Annotated in this window: 18 protein-coding genes and 2 rRNA genes; 2 read left to right on the top strand and 18 right to left on the bottom strand. The window is 66.0% G+C overall.

The annotated features are described in order from the left end of the window. Positions 1-6: 6 nt before the first annotated feature. The 7 genes from gap to ABC271_RS07790 form a co-directional block, all read right to left on the bottom strand. Entirely contained in the window at positions 7-1,017 is a 1,011-nt protein-coding gene (gene gap, locus ABC271_RS07820) for a type I glyceraldehyde-3-phosphate dehydrogenase (RefSeq protein WP_412924331.1), read from the bottom strand. A 104-nt stretch (positions 1,018-1,121) separates the two neighbouring features. Then, positions 1,122-1,748: a superoxide dismutase gene (locus ABC271_RS07815; protein ID WP_412924330.1), complete on the bottom strand. Its 627-nt coding sequence runs from the start codon at positions 1,746-1,748 to the stop codon at positions 1,122-1,124. 206 nt (positions 1,749-1,954) lie between these two features. Beyond that, entirely contained in the window at positions 1,955-2,932 is a 978-nt protein-coding gene (gene whiA / locus ABC271_RS07810) for a DNA-binding protein WhiA (protein ID WP_412924329.1), read from the bottom strand. Positions 2,933-3,016: 84 nt separating this feature from the next. Next, complete coding sequence (rapZ, locus tag ABC271_RS07805; RefSeq protein WP_412924328.1) at positions 3,017-3,895, bottom strand: RNase adapter RapZ; 879 nt, start codon at positions 3,893-3,895, stop codon at positions 3,017-3,019. 25 nt (positions 3,896-3,920) lie between these two features. Further along, the gene (uvrC, locus tag ABC271_RS07800; protein ID WP_412924327.1) at positions 3,921-5,864 is read right to left on the bottom strand and encodes an excinuclease ABC subunit UvrC; all 1,944 of its coding nucleotides are present in this window, start codon (positions 5,862-5,864) and stop codon (positions 3,921-3,923) included. Between the two features lie 3 nt (positions 5,865-5,867). Further along, complete coding sequence (uvrA, locus tag ABC271_RS07795) at positions 5,868-8,807, bottom strand: excinuclease ABC subunit UvrA (protein ID WP_412924326.1); 2,940 nt, start codon at positions 8,805-8,807, stop codon at positions 5,868-5,870. 88 nt (positions 8,808-8,895) lie between these two features. Beyond that, positions 8,896-9,330: a MarR family winged helix-turn-helix transcriptional regulator gene (locus ABC271_RS07790; protein WP_412924325.1), complete on the bottom strand. Its 435-nt coding sequence runs from the start codon at positions 9,328-9,330 to the stop codon at positions 8,896-8,898. A 36-nt stretch (positions 9,331-9,366) separates the two neighbouring features. Between ABC271_RS07790 and ABC271_RS07785 the strand changes: the two genes are divergently transcribed. Beyond that, positions 9,367-9,603 carry a hypothetical protein gene (locus ABC271_RS07785; protein ID WP_412924324.1) on the top strand — a complete coding sequence of 79 codons (237 nt, stop codon included), beginning with the start codon at positions 9,367-9,369 and terminating at the stop codon, positions 9,601-9,603. Positions 9,604-9,790: 187 nt separating this feature from the next. On the opposite strand, the gene ABC271_RS07780 is transcribed toward ABC271_RS07785, so the two are convergent. From ABC271_RS07780 to coaE, 3 genes are all read right to left on the bottom strand, one after another. Continuing rightward, positions 9,791-10,213, bottom strand: a complete 423-nt coding sequence (locus ABC271_RS07780; RefSeq protein ID WP_412924323.1) for a VOC family protein — start codon at positions 10,211-10,213, stop codon at positions 9,791-9,793. Positions 10,214-10,228: 15 nt separating this feature from the next. Continuing rightward, positions 10,229-12,298 (bottom strand): excinuclease ABC subunit UvrB, encoded by a 2,070-nt coding sequence (gene uvrB, locus ABC271_RS07775; RefSeq protein ID WP_412924322.1) that lies wholly within the window; start codon positions 12,296-12,298, stop codon positions 10,229-10,231. Between the two features lie 66 nt (positions 12,299-12,364). After that, entirely contained in the window at positions 12,365-12,964 is a 600-nt protein-coding gene (coaE, locus tag ABC271_RS07770; RefSeq protein WP_412924321.1) for a dephospho-CoA kinase, read from the bottom strand. Between the two features lie 112 nt (positions 12,965-13,076). Here coaE and ABC271_RS07765 point away from each other — a divergent pair, with 112 nt between their 5' ends. Then, the gene (locus tag ABC271_RS07765) at positions 13,077-13,460 is read left to right on the top strand and encodes a response regulator transcription factor (RefSeq protein ID WP_412924320.1); all 384 of its coding nucleotides are present in this window, start codon (positions 13,077-13,079) and stop codon (positions 13,458-13,460) included. A gap of 10 nt (positions 13,461-13,470) precedes the next feature. Here ABC271_RS07765 and ABC271_RS07760 read toward each other — a convergent pair whose 3' ends face one another. From ABC271_RS07760 to ABC271_RS07725, 8 genes are all read right to left on the bottom strand, one after another. Continuing rightward, positions 13,471-14,634, bottom strand: coding sequence for a hypothetical protein (locus ABC271_RS07760; protein ID WP_412924319.1), 1,164 nt, complete (start codon positions 14,632-14,634; stop codon positions 13,471-13,473). Next, positions 14,616-16,244 carry a sensor histidine kinase gene (locus ABC271_RS07755; protein WP_412924318.1) on the bottom strand — a complete coding sequence of 543 codons (1,629 nt, stop codon included), beginning with the start codon at positions 16,242-16,244 and terminating at the stop codon, positions 14,616-14,618. The genes ABC271_RS07760 and ABC271_RS07755 overlap by 19 nt, the downstream gene beginning before the upstream one ends. A gap of 106 nt (positions 16,245-16,350) precedes the next feature. After that, on the bottom strand, positions 16,351-17,025 hold the full coding sequence (locus ABC271_RS07750; RefSeq protein ID WP_412924317.1) for a hypothetical protein: 675 nt from the start codon (positions 17,023-17,025) through the stop codon (positions 16,351-16,353). 74 nt (positions 17,026-17,099) lie between these two features. Further along, positions 17,100-17,654 (bottom strand): GIY-YIG nuclease family protein, encoded by a 555-nt coding sequence (locus ABC271_RS07745; protein WP_412924316.1) that lies wholly within the window; start codon positions 17,652-17,654, stop codon positions 17,100-17,102. 37 nt (positions 17,655-17,691) lie between these two features. Further along, positions 17,692-19,995, bottom strand: coding sequence for a maltose alpha-D-glucosyltransferase (gene treS / locus ABC271_RS07740; protein ID WP_412924315.1), 2,304 nt, complete (start codon positions 19,993-19,995; stop codon positions 17,692-17,694). A gap of 74 nt (positions 19,996-20,069) precedes the next feature. Continuing rightward, positions 20,070-21,278, bottom strand: coding sequence for an MFS transporter (locus ABC271_RS07735; protein ID WP_412924314.1), 1,209 nt, complete (start codon positions 21,276-21,278; stop codon positions 20,070-20,072). A 153-nt stretch (positions 21,279-21,431) separates the two neighbouring features. Continuing rightward, positions 21,432-21,548, bottom strand: a 5S ribosomal RNA gene (rrf, locus tag ABC271_RS07730). Between the two features lie 99 nt (positions 21,549-21,647). Next, a 23S ribosomal RNA gene (locus ABC271_RS07725) occupies positions 21,648-24,759 on the bottom strand. Positions 24,760-25,133 lie beyond the last annotated feature (374 nt).

Below are 25,133 nucleotides of genomic sequence, written 5' to 3'. Positions count from 1 at the left end.
GGAGGGTCAGAGACGCTCGGCGACGTACTCGGTCAGGTCGACGAGGCGGTTGGAGTAACCCCACTCGTTGTCGTACCACGACGAGACCTTGACGAGGTTGCCCGAGACGTTGGTCAGCTCGGCGTCGAAGATCGACGAGTGCGGGTTGCCCTGGATGTCGCTCGAGACGATCGGGTCCTCGGTGTAGGCGAGGATTCCGGCGAGACGTCCCTCGGCGGCGGCCTTCTTGTAGACCTCGTTGACCTGGTCGACGGTCAGACCCTCGGTGGGCGTGACGATCGTGAGGTCGACGATCGAGCCGGTGGGAACCGGGACGCGGTACGACGAGCCGGAGAGCTTGCCGTTGAGCTCGGGAAGCACGAGGCCGATGGCCTTGGCGGCACCGGTCGAGGCGGGGACGATGTTGATCGCCGCGCCGCGCGCACGACGCAGGTCGCTGTGCGGGCCGTCCTGCAGGTTCTGGTCGGCGGTGTAGGCGTGCGCCGTCATCATGAAGCCGCGCTCGATGCCGAACGCGTCTTCGAAGACCTTGGCCAGGGGCGCGAGGCAGTTCGTGGTGCACGAGGCGTTCGAGATGATGACGTCGGTCTCGGGGTTGTACGTCTCTTCGTTCACACCCATGACGATGGTGGCGTCGTCGCCCGTGGCCGGAGCGGAGATGAGCACCTTCTTGGCGCCGCCGGCGACGTGCTTCTTCGCGTCCTCGGCCTTGGTGAAGCGGCCGGTCGACTCGATGACGATGTCGACGCCCAGCTCGCCCCAGGGGAGGTTGGCGGGGTCGCGCTCTTCGAAGACCTTGATGGTCTTGTCGCCGACGGTGATGGAGTCTTCGGTGTACGAGACCTCTTCGGCCAGGACGCCTCCGACGGAGTCGTACTTGAGGAGGTGGGCCAGGGTCTTGTTGTCGGTGAGGTCGTTCACCGCCACGATTTCCAGGTCTGCACCCTGCGCGAGAGCCGCGCGGAGGTAGTTGCGTCCGATTCGGCCGAAGCCGTTGATTCCGATCTTGACGGTCACGGAATTTCTCCTGAATCAGTTGTGCGCGAGAAGCGCGTGATTGCGGTATTCGCTGGCGGACAACGGCGTCCCGGCGGGGTGTCCCGCCGGGACGCCCACGCCGTTTACGACAGTACCAGCAGACCCGCGGTCTTCTCACGGGCGGCGGCGAAGCGCTGCTGCGCATCGGCCCAGTTGGCGATGTTCCAGAACGCCTTCACGTAGTCGGCGCGGACGTTCTTGTAGTCGAGGTAGTACGCGTGCTCCCAGACATCGAGGAGCAGGAGCGGGACCGTGCCGGCCACGATCTGGCCCTGCTGGTCGAAGAACTGCTGGATGAGGAGGTTCTCACCGATCGAATCCCAGAAGAGGCCCGCCCAGCCCGACCCCTGCACGCCGAGGGCGGCGGCGGTGAACTGACCGCGGAAGGCGTCGAACGAACCGAACTGGTCGTCGATGGCTGCCTCGAGGTCGCCGGTCGGCTTGTCGCCGCCGTTCGGGGAGAGGTTCGTCCAGAAGATGGAGTGGTTGGTGTGACCGCCCAGGTTGAAGGCGAGATCCTTCTGCAGACGGTTGATGTTCGCGAAATCGCCCTTCTCGCGCGCCTCCGCGAGCAGGTCGAGCGTGGTGTTCGCGCCGTTCACGTACGTCTGGTGGTGCTTGCTGTGGTGCAGCTCCATGATCGTCGCGCTGATGTGGGGCTCCAGCGCGGCGTAGTCGTAGGGCAGTTCGGGCAGCGTGTACTTCGCCATGTTCTCAACTTCCGAATCGGCGCTGCACCGAAACCTCGGCGCAGCGAGGGTGACGTCTTCATCCTACTGAGCGGCAACGCACCGACCCCGGGGTTGCTTCCCCGAATGACGGAGAGTATTCGCCCGGGCGGGTCGCAGAACGACGAACGGATGCCGAGGGCTCGGCATCCGTCGGTCCGTCGCGACGGGGGTCCGTCGCGTCGGGGTCAGTCCTCGGCGCCGACGGGGACCGCGGACTCGGTGCCGGGGATCCCCTCCGCCTCGGCCTTCTTGTCGGCCATGGCGAGGAGACGGCGGATGCGACCGGCCACGGCGTCCTTGGTGAGGGGCGGGTCGGCGTGGTGGCCGAGCTCGTCGAGACTCGCGTCACGGTGCGCGAGGCGCAGCTCGCCGGCCTGCTGCAGATGCGCGGGAACCTCGTCGCCCAGAATCTCGAGCGCGCGCTCGACGCGCGCGCAGGCGGCAACCGCGGCCTGTGCCGAGCGGCGCAGATTGGCGTCGTCGAAGTTGACCAGGCGGTTCACGCCCGCGCGCACTTCGCGCCGTTGCCGCATCTGGTCCCACTCGCTGGCCGTGCGACGAGCGCCCATCTCGTGCAGCGCGTTACGGATCGCCTCGCCGTCGCGCACGACCACGCGCGGAACCCCCCGGACCTCGCGCGCCTTGGCGGGGATGCCGATGCGGTGCCCCGCACCGACGAGCGCCATCGCGGCCTCGGACGAGGGGCAGGAGATCTCGAGCGCCGCGGAACGGCCCGGGTCGCTGAGCGAACCGCTCGCGAGGAAGGCGCCCCGCCAGATGGCGCTGAGATCGGGCCGCGACCCCGTCGTGAGCTTGTTGGGGAGGCCGCGGACGGGGCGCCGACGCTGGTCGAGCAATCCGGTCTGACGTGCGAGCGTCTCGCCGGCCTCGATGACACGGACGGCGAAGTGACCGCCGGCGCGGCCACCGGACCCCTGGACGTGGTGCAGTTCCGGCCGCACACCGTAAAGCTCCATCAGATCGCGGGCGACGCGACGAGCGAGGACATCGGAGTCCAGCTCCGCCTCGACGGCAACGCGGTTGGCGATGGAGTGCAGACCGCCCGAGAAGCGAAGGATCGCCGTGAGCTCGGCGACCCGGGCCGTCGGACGCGGGTCGCGTACGGTGATCAGCTCGGCCTTCACGTCGGCGGTCAGCGGCACGGTTCTCCTCGGTTCAGGACGATGGGGGCAACGCTCGCGACGGCGTGGGTGACACTGTCGAGGCGGCGGGGACGAGGGTACAGCCTACTCGCGGCCGAGGTCTCGGTGAGTCACCCGGACCGCGACGCCGGGGAGCTCACTGATGCGCGCCGCCAGCTCACGCACCATCACGACGGAGCGGTGCTTGCCTCCGGTGCAGCCGACGGCGACGACGGAATGGCGCTTGTTCTCCCGCTCGTAGCCGGCGAGCACGGGCCGTAGCGCGGCAGCGTAGGAATCGAGGAATTCGGTCGCGCCTTCCTGCTCGAGCACGTACTGCCGTACCGACGGGTCTTCACCGGTCAGCGGTCGCAGCTGCTCGTTCCAGAAGGGGTTCGGCAGGAACCGCATGTCCGCGACCAGGTCGACGTCGGTGGGCAGCCCGTACTTGAACCCGAAGCTCATGAGCGTGACCGTGTGACGGGCAGCACCCTCTTCACCGAAGAGTTCCACCGTTCGCAGCGAGAGCTGGTGCACGTTGTACGTGGAGGTGTCGATGACGACGTCCGCCGCCTCGCGAAGAGGCGTCAGGCGCTCGCGCTCCCGCCGGATGCCATCGAGGATCGTGCCGTCCCCCTGGAGGGGATGCGGACGGCGGACGGCCTCGAACCGGCGCACGAGCACCGCATCCGAGGCATCCAGGAAGACCACGCGCACCTGGCCGTCGGCCTGCAGGGCCCGCATCGCCTCGGGAAGGTCGCCGAAAATCGAGCGTCCTCGGACGTCCACGACCACCGCGACCCTCGGCACAGCCCCGCCGGCGCGCTCCGTCAGATCCAGGAGCGGGCGCAGCATGCGCGGCGGGAGGTTGTCGACGACGTACCAGTCGAGATCCTCGAGGGCGTTGGCAACGGTGGATCGGCCGGCACCCGACATCCCCGTGACGATCAGCACCTCGCCGGGCGCACCCCGTGACGCCTGCATGATTCGCCCTTTCGTCGGGTCCAGCCTATCGAGACAACCGCGCGTGGATCGCCTCGGCGAGGGTCGGACCGATGCCGGGAAGCGCCGTGATCTCTTCGGGCGACGCATTCTTGAGGGCCGTCACCGAGCCGAAGTGTCGCAGCAGCGCCTTGATGCGGGCGTCGCCGAGACCCGGCACCTCGGTCAGGACGCTGGAGATGTCCCGCTTCCGGCGCTTTCGCTGGTGGGTGATGGCGAACCTGTGCGCCTCGTCGCGCAGCCGCTGCAGCAGGTACAGCGCCTCCGACGTCCGCGGCAGGATCACCGGGTAGTCCTCCCCCGGCAGCCACACCTCTTCCAGCCGCTTCGCAATGCCGCACAGCGCGATCTCCTCGTGCCCGGCATCCGCCAGTGCGCGCGCGGCGGCGGCCACCTGCGGCTGCCCGCCGTCGACCACGAGCAGCTGCGGTCGGTAGGCGAACCGGGGGCGTTTGCGCGTGGTCACGACCTCACCGTCGGCGGTCGCCTCGGGGCTCTCGGCATCCGCGATGATCGCTCCGCCGAGCGTTTCGCGCTCGTCGTCCTCGGGTCGGTCGAGATACGCCAGCCGACGCGTGAGCACCTGGTAGAGCGAGTCGGTGTCGTCGGTGGTCTCGGCGACGCCGAACGACCGGTATTGGTCTTTGCGCGGCAGGCCGTCCTCGAACACGACCATGGATGCCACGACGTTGGTGCCCGCGAGGTGCGAGACGTCGTAGCACTCGATGCGCAGCGGCGCTTCGGCCAGCCCCAGGGCCTCCTGGAGATCGGTGAGCGCCTGCGATCGCGCGACGTAATCGCTTGTGCGACGCGTCTTGTGGAGCATGAGCGCCTGCTGCGCGTTGAGCGTCGCTGTCTTGAGGAGGTCGGCCTTGGGTCCGCGCTGCGCGACCTGCAGGGAAACGGGTCGACCTCGGCGCTCGCGCAACCATGCCTCGAGCTGCTCGGCGTCGTCGGGCAGCTCGGGCACCAGCACCTGGCGAGGGATGTCGGCGGCGGTGGCGTCACCATACGTCCGCTGCAGCACCTGGTCGACCAGATCGGGCCCGGAGATGTCGATCTCCTTCTCGATCGTGGTGGCGCGGACACCGCGGACGCGGCCTCCGCGCACGACGAAGTGCTGCACCGTCGCGGCGAGCTCGTCCTCGGCGATGCCGAAGAGATCGGCATCCGTGTCCGCGGGGAGGACGAGGGCGCTCTTGCCGAGGACCGCGTCGATGGCCTGCAGCTTGTCGCGGTACCGGGCGGCAGCCTCGTAGTCCATGGCTGCCGAGGCTTCCATCATCCGAGCCGTGAGCGCCTTGGTGAAGCGCTGATCGCCGCCGGACATAAAGGCGACGAAGTCGTCGACGATCGCCCGATGCTCTTCGATGGTCACCTTCATCGAGCAGGGTCCACCGCAGCGTCCGATCTGTCCCGGGAAGCAGGGTCTGCCCGATTGCATGGCCTTCTTGTAGGACGCGTCGCTGCACGTGCGGATCGGGAAGACCTTGATCATCAGGTCGATCGTGTCGTGGACGGCCCACACCTTCGGATAGGGCCCGAAGTACTTGGCCCCCCGGATCTTCGAATTACGCGTGACGATGACCCGCGGCGCCTCGTCGGCGAGAGTGATCGCCATGAAGGGGTACGACTTGTCGTCGCGGTAGCGGACGTTGAACGGCGGATCGAACTCTTTGATCCACATGTACTCCAGCTGCAGCGAATCGACATCGCTGGGCACGACCGTCCATTCGACCGACGCCGCCGTCGTGACCATGCGCCGCGTGCGTTCGTGCAGCGAGTACAGGGGAGCGAAATAGTTCGACAGGCGCGCCCGAAGGTTCTTCGCCTTGCCGACGTAAAGCACCCGCCCCTCCGCATCGCGGAAGCGGTACACCCCCGGATTGGTGGGGATCTCCCCCGCTTTGGGTCGGTAGGGCAGCTGCGACACCCGTTCCCGGGATGCCACGGCTCAGGCCCCCGCGCGGGCCAGTTCCGGCTCGCGCTCGGCGGTGTTGCGCTGCGCGCCGGTGCGACCCGTCTCGAGGAGTTCGGCCAGGAACGCCCCCGTGTGGCTCTCGGGGACGGTCGCCACCTGTTCGGGCGTGCCGGTCGCGACGATCGTGCCGCCACCGGCGCCGCCCTCGGGGCCGAGGTCGATGACCCAGTCCGAGCTCTTGATGACGTCGAGATTGTGCTCGATGACGATCACGGTGTTGCCCTTGTCGACGAGACCGTTGAGCACCTTCAGCAGCAGCGAGACGTCTTCGAAGTGCAGCCCCGTCGTCGGCTCGTCGAGCACGTAGATCGAACGGCCGTTGCTGCGACGCTGGAGCTCGGTCGCGAGCTTCACACGCTGGGCCTCACCGCCCGAGAGCGTCGTGGCCGACTGTCCCAGTCGCACGTAGCCGAGCCCCACGTCGACGAGCGTCTTGAGATACCGGTGGATCGCCTGGATCGGCTCGAAGAACTCGGCGGCCTCGGAGATCGGCATCTCGAGCACCTCCGCGATGTTCTTGCCCTTGTAGTGCACCGAGAGCGTGTCGCGGTTGTACCGCTTGCCGTGACAGACCTCGCAGTCGACGTAGACGTCGGGGAGGAAGTTCATCTCGATCTTGAGCGTGCCATCGCCCGAGCAGGCCTCGCAGCGGCCGCCCTTGACGTTGAAGCTGAAGCGCCCGGCCTGGTAGCCGCGCACCTTGGCTTCGGGCGTCTCACTGAAGAGCGTCCGGATCCGGTCGAAGACACCCGTGTACGTCGCGGGGTTAGAGCGCGGGGTGCGGCCGATCGGAGCCTGGTCGACGTGCACGACCTTGTCGAGGTTGTCGAGGCCCGTCACGCGCGTGTGCTTGCCGGGCACGCGCCGGGCACCGTTCAGCTTCGAGGCGAGGACTTCGTACAGGATGCCGTTCACCAGCGTCGACTTGCCCGAGCCGCTGACGCCGGTCACCGACGTCAGCACGCCGAGCGGGAAGTCCACCGTGACGTTCTGCAGGTTGTTCTCGCGGGCGCCAACGACCGTGACCTGGCGCTTCTTGTCGATCTTGCGGCGCTTCTTGGGCGCTTCGATCGACCGGCGCCCCGAGAGGTACGCGCCGGTGAGCGAATGATCGTCGTCGAGGAGCTGGGCGAGCGGCCCGGAGTGCACCACGTTGCCGCCGTCGACTCCGGCCCGCGGGCCGATGTCGACGACCCAGTCGGCCGCGTGAATGGTCTCTTCGTCGTGCTCGACGACGATCAGGGTGTTCCCGAGGTCGCGGAGGGTTTCGAGTGTCTGAATCAGCCGACGGTTGTCACGCTGGTGCAGACCGATCGATGGCTCGTCGAGAACGTAGAGGACACCCGTGAGACCCGAACCGATCTGGGTCGCCAAGCGGATGCGCTGTGCCTCACCGCCCGAGAGCGTGCCGGCGGCGCGACCGAGGCTGAGGTAGTTCAACCCGACCTGCAGCAAGAAGTCGAGACGCGCACGGATCTCACGGAGCACTGCGGCGGCGATCGTCGCCTCGCGCTCGGTGAGGGTGAGCTTCGAGAAGAACTCCCGCGCGTCCGACAGGCTCATGCGAGACGCGGCCGCGATCGACGTTCCGTCCACCAGCACGGCCAACACCTCGGGCTTGAGCCGGTCGCCGTCGCAGACGGCGCACGGCACCTCGCGCAGGTACTCGGACCAGCGCTGACGCTGTGCGTCCGACTCCGCTTGGAGGTACTGCCGCTCGATGTACGGGACGACGCCCTCGAAGCCCGACGAGTACCGCATCTCCCGGCCGTAGCGGTTCTTCCACTTGACGGTGACCTTGTAGTTCTCGCCGCGGAGGACGGCGTCCTGCACCTCTTTCGGCAGGTCGCGCCACGGGGTGTCGAGCGAGAAGTCCAGGTCACGCGCGAGCCCCTCGAGGAGGCGCTCGTAGTACTGGAAAAGTCCCTTGCCCTGCGTCGTCCACGGCAGGATCGCGCCGTCACGGATCGAGAGTTCCTCGTCGCCCAGCATGAGGTCGACGTCGACCGACATGCGCGTCCCCAGGCCCGAGCACACCGGGCACGCGCCGAAGGGGGCGTTGAACGAGAAGGTCCGCGGCTCGATCTCGGTCAGCTGCAGCGGATGGCCATTCGGGCAGGCGAGCTTCTCGGAGAACGACTGCCAGGCGTCATCCCCCTCCTCATCGACGAAGTTCACCTGCATGATTCCGCCGGCGAGCCCGAGAGCGGTCTCGACCGAGTCGGTGATGCGGCTCAGGATGTCGCCGGATGCCACGAGTCGGTCGACAACGACAGCGATGTCGTGCTTGTAGCTCTTCTTCAGCACCGGTGGCTCGGCGAGCTGCACGAGCTCGCCGTCGACGACGGCACGCGCGTATCCCTTCGCGCTGAGCTCCTTGAAGAGGTCGACGAACTCGCCCTTCTTCTGGGTCACGACGGGAGCCACGATCTGGTAGCGCGTGCGGTCGGGCAGCTCCATCAGCTGGTCGGCGATCTGCTGCACCGTCTGACGCTGGATGCGGGCACCGCACTCGGGACAGTGCGGCACACCGATGCGCGCCCACAGCAGGCGCATGTAGTCGTGGATCTCGGTGATCGTGCCGACCGTCGACCGCGGGTTGCGGTTCGTCGACTTCTGGTCGATCGAGACCGCGGGGCTCAGGCCCTCGATGAAATCGACGTCGGGACGGTCGACCTGCCCGAGGAACTGACGGGCATAGGCGCTCAGCGACTCGACGTAACGACGCTGACCCTCGGCGAAGATCGTGTCGAATGCCAGGCTCGACTTTCCCGAGCCCGAAAGGCCGGTGAACACCACGAGCGAGTCGCGCGGAATGTCGAGATCGACGTTCTTCAGATTGTGGACGCGGGCACCGCGAACACTGAGCTTTCCGCTGGGGTTTCCGTGGGACGAGACAGGAACGATGGGCACCGTTCAAGTCTAGGTTCCCCCTCCGACATCGGTCTCGGGTTCGCCGCCGGCGCACGGATGTGCGAGGGTACGCGCCCGGTCACGGTGCTCAGTCGGCGGGATCGAACCGCGCGGCGAAGGGGGCGAGCCCGTCTCGGAGTGCCACGAGTGCGGGTTCATCGATTCCGACCCGCTCCATGATCTTCCCCGGCACCTCGAGGGCGCGCTCGCGCAGCGCGCGACCCTCATCGGTGAGGTCGATATCGAGGACGCGTTCGTCGTCGGCACGCCGAGCGCGCTGCACTCGCCCCTGCGCCTCGAGTCGCTTTACAAGGGGGGAGAGCGTCGCCGGCTCCATCGCGAGTTCGCCGGCGAGGGCGCTCAGTGACCGCGGCGAACGTTCCCACAACGCGAGCATCACGAGGTACTGCGGATGCGTCAGCCCGAGAGGCTCGAGCACGGGGCGGTACAGCGACACGACGTTGCGCGCCGCCGTGACCAGGGCGAAGCAGACCTGATTCTCCAACCGCAACGGGTCGTTCACGTGCCGCCTCCTCTATTACTTAGTACACTAATGATCATGGCACAAAAGGACGCCGACCGACCCCCGCTCCGTGAACGTGTGCGGGCCGCCGGCGGCTGGTACCAGTACATCAACACACGGCTGATCCGCGTCGCCGGCCCCGCGTCCGTGGGACCGTACGAGACGACGCCCGAGCCCGTTCGCACGGCCCGACCCTGCCCGCTGTGCGGGCACCCGATGTCGGAGCACAGCGTGGATCGCTCAGGGCCCAAGCCTCTTCTGCACTGCCCCTGATAGCGGCGAACCCCTGTGCGGCGACCCGTCCCCGCGCCGCCGGGCTCCGAAGCGTTGAACATCAGGCCGACGACCCGTCACCGCGCCGAGGAACTCCCGACGCTCAACCTCAGCCCGACGACCCGTCCCCGCGCCGGCCGCTTTCGCCGCCCGGCGGCTGTTCCCGGTGGTGCGCCTCCGCCCTCCATCACTCCAGGCGCGGGCGGCCGTCCTCGTCGAGGGGCCAGCCGGGGTTGACCGCGATCTCCCACGGATGGCCGTCCGGATCGACGAACACCCCCGAATAGCCGCCCCATTCCGTCGCGGCACCCGGACGACCCAGGGTCGCGCCCGCGCTGACCGCCTCGGCGAGGAGAGCGTCGACCTCGTCGGACCCACGGACGTTGTGCGCCAGAGTTACACCACCCCATCCGCCGCCGTCCGCAACGGCGGAGTCCGCAGCGAGGTTGTCTCGGGACCACAGCGCGAGCACCATTCCGCCGAGATCGAAGAAGGCGACCTCCCCCTCGACAGACGTCGGATGGCGATGCCATCCCAGACTCTCGTAGAAGTCGATCGACCGCGAAAGGTCGGACACCCCGAGGGTGATCAACGAGACCCTCTGCTCCATCGCGGTTCCCTTCGATCAGGCGTGGCCCGCGCGCTCCATGGCCCGCAACTCTTTCTTGAGGTCTTGCACCTCGTCGCGGAGTCGCCCGGCGAGTTCGAACTTCAGCTCGCTCGCCGCCGCGAGCATCTGCTGCGTGAGGTCGGCGATCGTGGATTCGAGCTGGTCCGCTCCCTCCGCCGCGATGCCGGTACGTCGCAACTGCGGGGTCGGCGACTTGCCCTTGCCAGCTTTGTCATTACGGGAAAGCAGACTCCGGGTATCGGATGCCTCTCGGGCCAGGACCTCGGTGATGTCGGCGATCTTCTTCCGGAGCGGTTGGGGGTCGATGCCGTGCGCAGTGTTGTAAGCGATCTGCTTCTCACGACGACGCTCGGTCTCGTCGATCGCATTCCGCATCGAATCGGTGATCTTGTCGGCGTACATGTGCACCTCGCCCGAGACGTTGCGAGCGGCGCGGCCGATCGTCTGGATGAGAGACGTGCCGCTGCGGAGGAATCCCTCTTTATCGGCATCCAGGATCGCGACGAGCGACACCTCGGGAAGGTCGAGACCCTCACGCAGGAGGTTGATGCCGACGAGCACGTCGTAGACGCCCGCGCGCAGTTCGGTGAGGAGCTCCACGCGTCGCAGGGTGTCGACATCGGAGTGCAGGTACCGGACCCGCACGCCGTGCTCGCCGAGGAAGTCCGTGAGCTCTTCGGCCATCTTCTTCGTCAGCGTCGTGACGAGCACGCGCTCGTCACGATCGACGCGGACGCGGATCTGCTCTAGCAGATCGTCGATCTGTCCCTTCGACGGCTTCACCACGATCTCAGGGTCGATCAGACCCGTCGGGCGGATGATCTGCTCGACGATGCCGTCGGCGATGCCCATCTCGTAGCGACCGGGCGTTGCCGACAGATAGACCGTCTGCCCGATGCGGTTCTTGAATTCGTCCCACCGCAGCGGGCGGTTGTCCATCGCGCTGGGCAGGCGGAAGCCGTGCTCGACGAGCGTGCGCTTACGCGAGGCGTCACCCTCGTACATCGCGCCGATCTGCGGAACCGTCACGTGCGACTCGTCGATGACGAGAAGGAAATCGTCGGGGAAGAAGTCGAGCAGCGTGTGCGGGGGGTCGCCGGCCATGCGCCCGTCGAGGTGGCGCGAGTAGTTCTCGATGCCCGAACAGAACCCGAGCTGCTGCAGCATCTCGAGATCGAACGTCGTGCGCATCCGGAGTCGCTGGGCCTCGAGGAGCTTGTTCTGCGACTCGAGCTCCTTCAGCCGTTCGGCCAGCTCATGCTCGATCGTGCCGATCGCGCGCTGGACGGTGTCGGTTCCCGCGACGTAGTGGGAGGCGGGGAAGATCGGCACGGACTCCATCTTCTGCACCACGTCGCCGGTCAGCGGGTGCAGCATGTACAACGCCTCGATCTCGTCGCCGAACATCTCGATCCGGATCGCGTATTCCTCATAGACGGGAATGATCTCGATCGTGTCGCCGCGCACCCGGAAGTTGCCGCGCGAGAAATCGACGTCGTTGCGGTTGTACTGCATCGAGATGAACTTGCGGATCAGGGCGTCGCGGTCGTACCGCTCCCCCACCTGCAGAGCCACCATGGCGCGCAGATACTCTTCGGGCGCACCGAGACCGTAGATGCACGAGACCGTCGAGACGACCACGACGTCGCGGCGGGACAGGAGCGAGTTCGTCGTCGAGTGGCGCAGGCGCTCCACCTCGGCGTTGATCGAGGAGTCCTTCTCGATGAAGGTGTCCGTCTGTGGGACGTACGCCTCGGGCTGGTAGTAGTCGTAGTACGAGACGAAGTACTCGACCGCGTTGTTCGGCATGAGCTCGCGGAACTCGTTGGCCAGCTGTGCGGCGAGGGTCTTGTTGTGCGCGAGGACGAGCGTGGGACGCTGCACGGCCTCGACGAGCCAGGCCGTGGTCGCCGACTTGCCCGTACCGGTGGCGCCGAGCAGCACGACGTCGGTCTCTCCCGCGTTGATGCGCGCGGCGAGGTCGGCGATCGCCTGCGGCTGATCACCTGACGGGGAGTATTCGCTGATGACCTCGAACGGACGGACGGAACGCGTGGCCTGCATGATTCCAGCGTAGGCGGGGCCTCCGACATCGGGGCCAGGAGGGCGTTCGCCGTGCGCGAGCGGGCGTCACCGACCCGTGAGACGCTCCCACAGCTCGTCGACCTGCCGCCGAGTGGCATCCAGGTCGCCCGTCGTGTCGATCACGACGTCGGCGAGCGCGAGCCTCTCGTCATCTCCGGCCTGCGCGGCGATGCGCGCGCGGGCGTCCGCTTCGACGAAACCCCGCTGCTCGATCAGCCGCTGCACTCGCTGCTCGGCGGGCGCGTGCGCGACGACGACGAGATCCCACTCCCCCGTTCCCCGGGCTTCTGCGAGCAGCGGCACGTCGTACACCACGACCGCGTCGGGAGCGTCGGCGAAGGCTGCACGAAACCGCCGGTGCGACTCGTCGCGTACCGCAGGATGGACGATCGCGTTCAAGGCCGCCAGCCGGTCCGGATGACCGAAGACACGGGCGCCCAGGGCGGGACGGTCGAGTGAGCCGTCCGGCCGCAGCACGTCGTCGCCGAACTCGGCGACGATCGCATCCAGCACCGGCGAGCCGGGCGACTGGACCTCACGGACGATGGCATCGGCATCCACGACGACGGCTCCGCGCTCAGCGAGCATCCGGGAGATCGTGGACTTGCCCGACGCGATTCCGCCGGTCAGCGCGAGGAGGGTCACCCCTCGAGGATGCCACAGCCACCGCAGCCCCGAACCCCGCTCCCGCGACGGTGGTCTACGATTTGTTGAGGGCCGCAGTCGCGCCTCCCGACCGGTTGGCGAGAGTGTCATCATGCCGAATCCGAACGTCGTGGTCGTCATCGAAGACGACGTCGATATCCGCTCACTCCTCACCGCGATCCTCGAACCCGCGGGGTTCGTCGTGCACACCGCCGTCGACGGGCTGTCGGGCATCGACGCGGTGCGTCGCACCGACCCGGCCGTGACGACTCTCGACGTCAGCATGCCAGGGCTCGACGGATTCGAGACCGCGCGTCGCATCCGCGCATTCAGCGACACGCGCATCCTGATGGTGAGTGCTCGAGTGGATGCCACGGAGGAGCGACTCGCGCGCGAGGCGGGCGCGGACGACTACCTCACCAAGCCGTTCCGACCGCGCGAGCTGCGCGCCCGGGTTCAGGCCCTCGTCGAACCGGGTCCTCCCGAGGACGAGTAACCGGCCCGGCTCAGTCTCCGGGGAGACCGAACGGCTGCTCGCCGGTCAACGCCGCGCGGCTTGCCCTCGAGTCGGCGCGGTCGATCAGCGTCGGTCCGTCCGCCCCGTCCGTCGAGGCCAGAGCCACGCCGATTCCCACCACCGGGACCACCGAGGTGCCCAGGTCGGACAGATCGGCGACCAGGCGCTCGTGCAGCGCACGGACCAGCCGGTGGTGGTCCGTGGCGAGCGCGGTGGAGAACGCGATCGAGAGACCCGAGGCATCCGCCTCACCGACGAGAGCCATAGTGGGCGCGTGCCTGCGGACGGATGCCCGGAAGGCGCGCGCCATCTCCTCCGCCTCCTCGGGGCCGAAGGCGGTCGCGACGCGGCGGAGGTCGTCCACGCGAACACCGATGACGCAGAGGTCTTCTCCTGCGGCGCGGGCACGCGCCACGAGGATCGTCAGGACCGCACCGAACGACTCACGCAGCAGCACTCCGTTCCGGTCGACGACGAGCTGTCTCGTCTCGGGGTTCCCGCGCAGCGCGGATTCGTTCGTCCGCAGCACCGAGGTGACCACGACGGCGGCGACGACCAGCGCCATCGTCAGCAAGGCGGACACGCTCGTACCGAAATACGTGAGAAAGACCGTGCTGTCCGGCCCCTGGGCCAGGAAGACGATGGTGCGGACGAAGAACCAGACGGCCTCGATCCCCAGCACCACACTCAGCCCGGCAGAGCTCCACCGCCGGCTGATCGCCCCGCGCCGCGTCTCGATGGCACCGAGCAGCGCGAAGAGCGCGTTGGCGAGGAAGAGCGGAATGGCTCCCGCCCAGTCCCCCGCCCAGGCCCCCTCGACGAGGGCCACGACCACGACGACCACCAGGGCTGCGGACGTCATGACGGCGGGGATCCGCAGCGAGCGCCCGTTGAAGGCGGCGCTTCCCAGCCAGAAGAACGCCGTCGCCGCGACGAACGCGCCGTTGCCGAGCGCGACGGCGACGAACGCCCCCGGTACAGCGATCCACACCAGGTAGCAGACCGCGGAGAACACGCCCGAGAGGTAGGCGGCAGCCCACAGCCGACCCGGCAGCGCGTCCCGCAGCATGAGGGTGTCCAGCAGGTACATCACCGCGGACACCAGGATGACGAGCGACGAGGCCGTCTGCAGACTCAGGACGTCGAAGACCATGACGCCGTTCCTTCCCTCTGAGGTAGACGCACGGTGAAAACCGACCCCGATCCGGGCTCGGTCTCCATCGTGATGTCGCCGCCGTGTGCGCGCACGATGTCGCGGCTGATGGCCAGTCCCAGGCCGCTGCCGTGCACGCTGGAATTGCGAACGGCGTCGGCGCGGAAGAACCGCTCGAAGATGCGCCCCTGCTCGCTCGGGGAGATGCCGGGGCCGTCGTCCGCGACCGTGATCAGAACGGTGTCGTCCTCGCGCCTCACCGACACCACGACCACTCCCCCGCGGTTGTTGTACTTCACCGCGTTGGTCAGCAGATTGTCCACGACCTGCCGCAAGCGGTGCGCATCGACGAGGGCCGGGCACGAGCGCACACCGGACGCATCGATTCGGATGCCGTGCGCCGCCGCCCGCGGGGCCACCGACGTCACCGCGCTCTCCACGATCTCGGCGACATCCGTGGGCGCAGGGTGCAGGGCGAAACCGACGCCGTGCCGCGAGGCCGCCGACATCGCCAGGATGTCGGCAACCAATTCCCGCAAGCGCGTGGCGTTGCGCTCCGCGACCTCGAGCTGCTCGCGGGTCACGGTGTCGAGGTTCTCGTCGTCGAGCGCGAGTTCGAGATAGCCGATGATCGAGGTGAGCGGCGTGCGGAGCTCGTGCGAGACGCTGGCCACGAGATCCTCACGTGCCCGCAGCGCCAGCTCCTCGGCCGTGACATCCCGCGAGACGACGACACTGCCACCGTCTCTGCCGTCGCGGGACGGGAGGTGCCGCGCGGTGACGTTCAAGGCGCGACGGTCTGCTCCTGGCATCCCGTACCACACGAGCGCACCCTCGAACACCTCGCCGGCACGGGCTCGCGCCAGCGGCGTCGCGATGGGGTCGAGCGGTGTGATGCCGTCGGCGCTGAACGCGGGAGAAGGTCCGAGCGGGTCGGCCCTGGCTTGAAGACGGGCGTGCGCCTCGTTGCTGACGGCGAATTCTCCTTCGGCGGTGATACGGATGACACCGAAGTCCACCGCATCCAGCACCTCGGTCACGAGGTCCTCCTGGCGCCGTGCGTGTTCGAGCGACCGGCGTAGTTCGGCGGACTGCTTCTCGAGCAGCGCGCGTTGCGCTCGGGTACGCCGCGCGGCGAAGTGCGACATCGTAGCCAGCGCGGCGAGGGTGAACGGCAGCACGAACGTCGACGCCGCGACGAGTTGGCTCTCGTCGATCGCCTGGTACGCGATGATGGCCGAGACCGCCGCCGTCACACCGACGACGCCGCGGACCCCGAAGATCGAACCGATCCACATGGAGGGGAAAGCCCAGAGCAGACCGATGCCGGCGACGGGGGCGCTGTCGCGCATCAACCCGATCGCGGCGACGTCGACCACAGGCGCGACCAGCAGGATCCACGACGGCATACGGTCGCGCGGCAGAAGCACGACGAGTGCGGCACAGGCAAAGATGATGCCCGCTCCCGCCACGAAGAGCGTGACGTTCTGGATCTGCCCGAGCAACAAAGTGACCGCGACCGCGAGAACGGTCGCCGATGCCTGCAGCAGCTGGCTGGTCAGCAGGCTGCGGTGAAGGCCGAGCCGCTCGCTCGGCGACGGGCCGGACATGGCCTCGACCCTAGCGCGGGAGGGCCCCGCACGGACGGTCCCCGCACGCGCCACGCCGCGAGATCACGGCATCCCGCGTCCGGGTGGTCCACCGGCGTCCCCGGGGTCAGAACCCGAAGTCTCCCCCGAAATCGCCACCAAAATCTCCGCCGACGTCGTCGAATCCGCCCACGTCCGCCGCACCGGAATCGTCGATGGATGCCGCGTCACCGCCGTCGGCGGCCACCCCGTCCTGGTATCCCTCCGCGTACCCCGGGTCGAACAGCGATCCGACGAGCGCGGAGCCGATGACGTAGCCGCCGATCGTTCCCAGCATCGATGCGCCGAGCATCGATCCGAAGCCCCCGCCACCCATGCCCCCGCCGAACGAGCGGCCGCCGAACGTTCGCTCCATGAAGCCGGGCCGCGTGTACTCGGCCCGCGTCGCGGCGCGTGCGAGCGATGTCGGGTCGTCGCCGAGCGGTCGCTCCGAGGCGGGGAGTCCTGACGACATCTCCTGGAGCACCTGCTGACGCTGGCTCGGGGTCAGTCGGGCGAACGCCTCCGCGTGGACCTGTTCCACCGTTTCGGGTGGGGCCGTTCGCAGCAGGTAACGGTAGCGCTCGAGCGCCTGCGCATCGTCGCTCGAGGGCGCGGACGCCGACCCGGAGCTTCCCGGCGGCGGCGGGGCGTAACGGCCCTCCGCGTCCCGGTACCCCCCGGCTGACGTGCGGGGCACGGATGGGGTAGGGGCGTGACGCTCGTCGTCGCGGCCGCCGAAGAGTCGATCGAGGAAGCCCATGGGTGCCCTCCCGGTGTGTGGTGACCTCACGGTAAGGCCGCCGCCTTTGAGTCCCCTGTGTCGCGGGGGCCCGCTCACCCTCGCCGAGCGATGGCCTCGCTCATCCAGCGTGCGTGAAGGCTCCACGGATCGACTACCCCTTCGCGCAGCGCCGCGACGTGCGCAGCGAGAGCGTCACGGTGCTGGAACCACTCGGACTCCCCCAGGCGGTCGGCGGCGAATTGCGAATGACGACGCCGTTCGAGCCCCCGATCGCCGCGTTCGAAGGCCAACAACTCCTCGTGACGGATTGCTCGTAGTCGTTGCCGCGGCTGCGCACTGGTGCCGATCTTCACGCGGTCGCGAAACCTCAGGTAGTAGACGACGTCCACGCGCGGCGGAGGGAGTTCTCCGTCGATCGGGTCGCCGTGCCGCCACTCGCATACGGCGCACAACCACCCGCTCGGCCACCGCACACCCAGCCGTGAACCGCACAAGGTACACGGGGCCGGCAAGACGTCGGTGACGCCGTCACGGGATGCCGCCCACTCCGCGGCGACGGCCAGGTGCTCGCCGCACAGGGCGAACGGGGCCTCGGGTGAGGCGACATCCCCGCATCCGGGGATGAGGCACGAAGGCGATTCGCTCATGGTCGGAGCGTATGCGTGCCCCCCGACATCGGGCGCGTCAGTCCTCCGTGACGTCCGGAGCACGCATGCGCAGGAACAGGCCCGCGTACGGTCCCAGTTCGAGGGCGAAGCTCTGCAGCTCGTCCACGCGTCCGACGACCTCCCCCGTCGCCGCGTCGACGGCCGTACTCTGCGGCACCAACCACTCCGAGCGCACGGTCCCCTCGATGGTCTCGCCCGAGAAGTTCAGCACCGTGATCTGAAGCGGAGCATCGTCGACACGACGGTCGCCGCCGTCCAGCCGGTGCACCATCACGAGCATGCTGGGATGCCCGACCTGCGGGATGTCCACCTGGGAGGCGATGGCGATCTCGTTCTCACGACGGATCCGCAGGATGTCCCGCAGTCCGGAGAGGAAGGAGTCGGGGTCGGCCTGCTGGTGTCCGAGCGAGCCGTAGAGGGAGCGTGCCCGCGGAATGCCCGAGGCGGAAGTGGCGGCGTCGGGGGCGACGTCGAGGAGATCGTGCGCACCACGTTCGATCCAACGAGTGTCGCCGGAGGCGATGAGGTGGCGTACCTCGTCGGCGGGAAGCGTGAGGGAGCCGGTGAGGTCCCACCCCGACAGCGCGAAGACACCGGGCTGCCAGGAGTTGTACTTCGCCAGAAGCAGGTGCGCGTCCCGGATGGCCGGAACGTCGGCCTCGGTGATCTCGTCCAACGTCGCCTTGCCCTGAGTGGCGGCGATGAGCGACGCCGTCGTGCAGGCGATTCCGTTCTGGGTGAACACCAGGTTGTAGTCCGCGTCGACGGTGAGCGCTTGGGTCAGCTCCGCCCGCACCGTCTCCGCGATCTCCCCTCCGGTCGACTCGCCGTGCCGGAACGGGTACAGCGTGTCGCGGTGCGCCGTGGCCCAGTGCACCAGTTCGTACGTCAGCTCGTCATGGTTCTGCATGCCGTGCACGAGTTGGGCGGGCTCGACCCCGGTCTCGAGCGCGGTGTTCAGCGCGAGCCGGAGGAATTCCGTGTTCGCCGTCGCCAGCGCATGGTGGTAACCGGGACGAGTCACGAAGTCGTACGACAGGTCGGCCCCGACGGCGCTCGTGTCTCGGATGTCCTCCATCGTGAGATTCAGTTCCTGGAACGTGAAACCGCCGACCTTGCGCACCATCCCGGCGATGATGTGGTTCGCCGCGTGCGACAGCGGGTGGCCCTCCGACCAGGCAGGCAGACCCTCGGCGCTCTTCTCCACGCCGAGGAAGCCGTTGGCATCCAGTCGCAAAGCACTCGTGCCGAGGTCGCCCAGCGAGTGCAGCGCATCCCCGATCACCAGACGCATCCCCGCGAACGTCGGGTCGAGCCAGTTGATCGAGGGCTGCCCCTCCTTGAAGTAATGCAGGTAGACCCACCGGCGCTCGAGTCCGTCGGTGCCGACGACGGGCGCCGTCGCGCTCCAGTTCGTTTCCTTGACGCCGGGGGTGTAGAAGATCACACGCTGGAGTTCGCCGATGATGTATCCCCGCGCACTGAGTTCGCGCTCGGTCTCCGCGTCGAGGTTGACCGAATCGCGTCCGGACGGAACCTCCGGCAGAAGGCCCCAGTCCTCACGCGGGATCTCCACCATGTGGTAGATCCCCGGGTAGTCCTTGTACGCCATCTCCGCGAGCCGGAAATCGGCACCCTTACCGGTGTGACCGGGGACGATGTCGTCGATCACGCTGCCCCCGTGGGCGTCCGCGACATCCGCCATCCGCCGGAAGGCGTTCTCGTCGCCGAACTCGGGGTCGATCTGCGTGCTGATGCGATCGAAGTGACCGTCGACGCTCGGCGTCTCCTGCCATCCGCTGATGCCGCCCGCGCGTTTGACGGGACCCGTGTGGATGCCGTTGATCCCCACCCACTCGAAGGCCTCCCACAGAGCCTCGTCGCCGAGGGCATCGAGGAAGGACTCCCCCGGTCGGGCCATGAGCGAGATCGGGTACGCGGTGAACCAGACGTCGGTGGACTCGATCGCGCGGCGGGCATCGGGTCGTGCGTAGGGGTTGCGCCACATCGACGGCTGTCCCGACAGCTGACGGCTCAGGACGTCGGCGTCCTTGAGCATCGATTGGCGGACGAGCCACTCCACGTAGGACGGATTTCCGCCGTTCGCGTTCCTCGGGTCGGTGAGGAACCGCCGGAGCGTGCCGCCTCGGAACTGATCGCGGGGGCGGAGGCGCCGTGGACGAGCCGGGTAGCGCTGTTCGTCGTAGCTGATCTCGGCCACCGGCTCGGTGGTCTCATCCCCCAGCCCCGCGTCGATACCGTCCTCCGGCGTCCGTGTTGTCGTCAGCTCATCGGCGTCGTCCACCCGCGACCTCCTCATGTCGTCGTAACGACGCTAGTCGTCACCGGCGACATCGTGGTGAGGGATTGACCGCGAGCGTTCGGCGGCTCGCTTCACGCGAACCGGCCGGGCCGCAGCACGGACGCCGCCAACGCGGCCGACACGGCGCACATCGCTATCACGACGGCCAGGAACGTCCCCCATCCGAGCGCGGCGAACACGACACCCAGGAGCCACCCGAACAAGCTCGATCCTCCGTAGTACCCCAGGTAGTACAACGACGAGGCCTGAGCCCGGGCCTCCGGATCAGCGGCCACAGGAGTCCACCCGGACGCGACAGCGTGAGCCCCGAAGAACCCGGCGGTGAAGACGACCAGACCCGCAATGACGACGATGGTCACCGGCACCGCCAGGAGAGCGGCCCCGCCGGCCATGGCCATGATCGCCCCGAGCAGGACCGGATAGCGCCCCCGACGAACCGCGAGGGCCCCGGCGCGAGGAGACGAGACGGTTCCCGCCAGGTAGGCGAGAAACAGCAACGTCACGACCCCGGGCGCCAGGGAGAACGGGGGCTCGGTCAGGTGAAACCCCAGATAGTTGTAGACGGCGACGAACGCTCCCATGAGAAGAAAGCCCTGCGCGTAGAGCGTGAGTTGCGCGGGTGAACGAAGGTTCACGAACAAACGGGAGGCGATGGACGGCCCAGACCTCGCTCTCCCCCGCCCCGGGACGAACACGCGCGCCCGAGGAACGAGCCCGAGGAAGATCGCGGACGCGACCGCGCAGAGGGCGATGACGGATGCCACGCCCCATCGCCAGTCCGAGAACTCCCCGACGAACCCTGACACGACACGACCACTCAGCCCACCGACGGTCGTTCCGGCGATGTACGACCCCGCAGCGGCCGCGACATACCGCGCGTCGACCTCCTCGCTGAGGTAGGCGAGCGCCACAGCGGGAACTGCTCCCAGAGCGGCGCCCTCGAGCAGGCGCAGCAAGAGAAGCACGGAAATGTCTCCCGAGAAGGGTGCGACAGCGCCGAAGAGCGTTGCCAGGACGATACCCACGCCCATCGCCGGCACCCGGCCGATCCTGTCCGCGACCAAGGACCACGGGAGAACCGCGATCGCGAGCCCCAAGGTCGAGGCGGAGACCGTCAAGGCCGCGGTCGCAGGGTCCGCAGAGGTGCCCAGGGTGATCTGCGGCAATAAGGCCTGGGTGGCGTACAGCTGCGCAAAGGTGGCCACCCCGCCGAAGAAGAGTCCGACGAGCAGACGTCGGTACTCGCGACTGCCCGGGACGTGTCCTGAGAAGCCGCTCACGCTGCGACCCTACCTCGACCGTCCGCGGGCATAAACACAAAAACGGCGCCGATCACTTCCCGAGCTGGGCAATGATCGACGCCGCGATGACGAAGATGTCCGTATATGCGAAATGGCCACCCAGCGTTGGGTGGCCATTTCGTCTTAGAAGAAGTCCGGCGGTGTCCTACTCTCCCACAGGGTCCCCCCTGCAGTACCATCGGCGCTGAGAGGCTTAGCTTCCGGGTTCGGAATGTAACCGGGCGTTTCCCTCTCGCTATGGCCGCCGAAACACTATTGATGTTTCAAAAACCAACAACGAATGTCATTGTTGTGTTCCCGACCGTACATCGAGAACCACTCAGTGGACGCAAGCACCAAAAACGGTGTGTTATCAAGTCATCGGCTTATTAGTACCGGTCAGCTTCACGTATTACTACGCTTCCACATCCGGCCTATCAACCCAGTAGTCTGGCTGGGAGCCTCTCACCATAAATGGTATGGAAGTCTCATCTTGAGGCCGGCTTCCCGCTTAGATGCTTTCAGCGGTTATCCATCCCGAACGTAGCTAATCAGCGGTGCTCCTGGCGGAACAACTGACACACCAGAGGTTCGTCCAACCCGGTCCTCTCGTACTAGGGTCAGATCCTCTCAAACTTCCTACGCGCGCAGCGGATAGGGACCGAACTGTCTCACGACGTTCTAAACCCAGCTCGCGTACCGCTTTAATGGGCGAACAGCCCAACCCTTGGGACCTACTCCAGCCCCAGGATGCGACGAGCCGACATCGAGGTGCCAAACCATGCCGTCGATATGGACTCTTGGGCAAGATCAGCCTGTTATCCCCGAGGTACCTTTTATCCGTTGAGCGACAGCGCTTCCACAAGCCACTGCCGGATCACTAGTCCCGACTTTCGTCCCTGCTCGACCTGTCAGTCTCACAGTCAAGCTCCCTTGTGCACTTACACTCGCCACCTGATTGCCAACCAGGTTGAGGGAACCTTTGGGCGCCTCCGTTACATTTTGGGAGGCAACCGCCCCAGTTAAACTACCCACCAGGCACTGTCCCTGAACCGGATCACGGTCCTAAGTTAGATATCCAGAGTGACCAGAGTGGTATTTCAACAATGACTCCACGAACACTGGCGTGTCCGCTTCACAGTCTCCCACCTATCCTACACAAGCCACACCGAACACCAATACCAAGCTGTAGTAAAGGTCACGGGGTCTTTCCGTCCTGCTGCGCGTAACGAGCATCTTTACTCGTAATGCAATTTCGCCGAGTTCGCGGTTGAGACAGTTGGGAAGTCGTTACGCCATTCGTGCAGGTCGGAACTTACCCGACAAGGAATTTCGCTACCTTAGGATGGTTATAGTTACCACCGCCGTTTACTGGGGCTTAAATTCTCAGCTTCGCCTTGCGGCTAACCGGTCCTCTTAACCTTCCAGCACCGGGCAGGCGTCAGTCCGTATACATCGTCTTGCGACTTGGCACGGACCTGTGTTTTTAGTAAACAGTCGCTACCCACTAGTCTCTGCGGCCACCACACCCTTTCGGAGCAAGTCCTAATAAGTGGATGGCCCCCCTTCTCCCGAAGTTACGGGGGCATTTTGCCGAGTTCCTTAACCACGATTCTCTCGATCTCCTTGGTATTCTCTACCTGACCACCTGAGTCGGTTTGGGGTACGGGCGGCTAGAACCTCGCGTCGATGCTTTTCTCGGCAGCATAGGATCACCCACTTTTTATCCGCATCGTGTCTCAGCCTATGCGAGTGACGGATTTGCCTATCACTCGGCCTACGCACTTGCACCAGGACTACCATCGCCTGGCTTGGGCTACCTTCCTGCGTCACACCTGTTAATACGCTAGCCGCACCAGCATGGGGTCGAGCGTTCACACAGACAACCATCACCCCGAAGGGATCCGGAAAATTCTGAGCTAGGACTCTTAGCACCACTGGATTAGCTTGGGCGGTTCTTCGCCGGTACGGGAATATCAACCCGTTGTCCATCGACTACGCCTGTCGGCCTCGCCTTAGGTCCCGACTTACCCAGGGAAGATTAGCTTGACCCTGGAACCCTTGGTCTTTCGGAGGACGTGTTTCTCACACGTCTTTCGCTACTCATGCCTGCATTCTCACTCGTGTCGCGTCCACGGCTGGGTCACCCCGCCGCTTCACTCGCGACACGACGCTCTCCTACCCATCAACACGGCTGGACCACGAAGGCCTACCAAAAATGTCAATGCCACAACTTCGGTGGCGTGCTTGAGCCCCGTTACATTGTCGGCGCGGAATCACTTGACCAGTGAGCTATTACGCACTCTTTCAAGGGTGGCTGCTTCTAAGCCAACCTCCTGGTTGTCTAAGCAACTCCACATCCTTTCCCACTTAGCACGCGCTTAGGGACCTTAGATGGTGGTCTGGGTTGTTTCCCTCTCGACTATGAAGCTTATCCCCCACAGTCTCACTGCTGCGCTCTCACTTACCGGCATTCGGAGTTTGGCTGACGTCAGTAACCTTGTAGGGCCCATCGGCCATCCAGTAGCTCTACCTCCGGCAAGAAACACGCAACGCTGCACCTAAATGCATTTCGGAGAGAACCAGCTATCACGAAGTTTGATTGGCCTTTCACCCCTATCCACAGCTCATCCCCTCAGTTTTCAACCTAAGTGGGTTCGGTCCTCCACGACGTCTTACCGTCGCTTCAACCTGGCCATGGATAGATCACTTCGCTTCGGGTCTAGGACACGCGACTGAATCGCCCTATTCAGACTCGCTTTCGCTACGGCTACCCCACACGGGTTAACCTCGCCACGTATCGCTAACTCGCAGGCTCATTCTTCAAAAGGCACGCTGTCACCCCTACTAAGGAGGCTCCAACGGTTTGTAAGCAAACGGTTTCAGGTACTATTTCACTCCCCTCCCGGGGTACTTTTCACCTTTCCCTCACGGTACTTGTCCGCTATCGGTCATCTGGGAGTATTTAGGCTTATCAGGTGGTCCTGACAGATTCACACGGGATTTCTCGGGCCCCGTGCTACTTGGGATACTCTTCACGCCAAGAACAGGCATTTCGACTACGGGGTTCGCACCCTCTATGACCGGCCATTCAAAACCGTTCGTCTATACCCTCTTGTCACGTCGACTGCTCGGCAGAACAATCAGAAAAGTCCCACAACCCCCAACATGCAACACCTGCCGGCTATCACACACGCTAGGTTTAGCCTCTTCCGGTTTCGCTCGCCACTACTCACGGAATCGCTTTTGCTTTCTCTTCCTGTGGGTACTGAGATGTTTCACTTCCCCACGTTCCCTCTACCCGCCCTATATATTCAGGCGGGAGTCACCAGGTACGCACGCGCCCTGGCGGGGTTTCCCCATTCGGACACCCTCGGATCAAAACTCGCTTATCAGTTCCCCGAGGCTTATCGCAGATTGCTACGTCCTTCTTCGGCTCCAGATGCCAAGGCATCCACCGTTTGCTCTTAAAGACTTGAAATCACATGAGTTGAATCGTCAAAAAATTGACTAATGATCTTTAAGATCATCTACACCACACAACCCCAAAAGGCTGCATGGAAGATGCTCGCGTCCACTGTGTAGTTCTCAAAGTACGGGCGGTACCCTCCCCCCGACATGCCACGACCGTGACACCAGGAAAAGGCCCTAGAGGAACAGCCACCAACCACAAGCCCAAAGACCCGCAATCAGCGCCCGGCCCCTCAGGACCCAACAGCGTGCATGTGACAAAAACTCCGACCCAGACCGTTCCAGTGGAAAACCACGTACTAAACCCGAAACCATCATCTCCGCCACCAAGTCAAACGTTCCACCCATGAGCTAACCGGCAGACACATTCGGTCTGATCCGGCG

It is taken from the genome of Microbacterium canaveralium, from assembly GCF_047238045.1.
Taxonomy (GTDB): Bacteria; Actinomycetota; Actinomycetes; order Actinomycetales; family Microbacteriaceae; genus Microbacterium.
The sequence above is the reverse complement of the archived record's forward strand: the minus strand, read 5'-3'. Positions and strand labels throughout refer to the sequence as shown.

Bases quoted from the DNA above. Each gene is read 5' to 3' on its own strand.
- ABC271_RS07815 (WP_412924330.1), bottom strand. From the start codon at position 1,748: ATGGCGAAGTACACGCTGCCCGAACTGCCCTACGACTACGCCGCGCTG.
- rapZ (WP_412924328.1), bottom strand. From the start codon at position 3,895: ATGCAGGCGTCACGGGGTGCGCCCGGCGAGGTGCTGATCGTCACGGGG.
- ABC271_RS07785 (WP_412924324.1), top strand. From the start codon at position 9,367: ATGGCACAAAAGGACGCCGACCGACCCCCGCTCCGTGAACGTGTGCGG.
- ABC271_RS07780 (WP_412924323.1), bottom strand. From the start codon at position 10,213: ATGGAGCAGAGGGTCTCGTTGATCACCCTCGGGGTGTCCGACCTTTCG.
- uvrB (WP_412924322.1), bottom strand. From the start codon at position 12,298: ATGCAGGCCACGCGTTCCGTCCGTCCGTTCGAGGTCATCAGCGAATAC.
- ABC271_RS07765 (WP_412924320.1), top strand. From the start codon at position 13,077: ATGCCGAATCCGAACGTCGTGGTCGTCATCGAAGACGACGTCGATATC.
- ABC271_RS07760 (WP_412924319.1), bottom strand. From the start codon at position 14,634: ATGGTCTTCGACGTCCTGAGTCTGCAGACGGCCTCGTCGCTCGTCATC.
- ABC271_RS07755 (WP_412924318.1), bottom strand. From the start codon at position 16,244: ATGTCCGGCCCGTCGCCGAGCGAGCGGCTCGGCCTTCACCGCAGCCTG.
- ABC271_RS07750 (WP_412924317.1), bottom strand. From the start codon at position 17,025: ATGGGCTTCCTCGATCGACTCTTCGGCGGCCGCGACGACGAGCGTCAC.
- ABC271_RS07745 (WP_412924316.1), bottom strand. From the start codon at position 17,654: ATGAGCGAATCGCCTTCGTGCCTCATCCCCGGATGCGGGGATGTCGCC.
- treS (WP_412924315.1), bottom strand. From the start codon at position 19,995: ATGAGGAGGTCGCGGGTGGACGACGCCGATGAGCTGACGACAACACGG.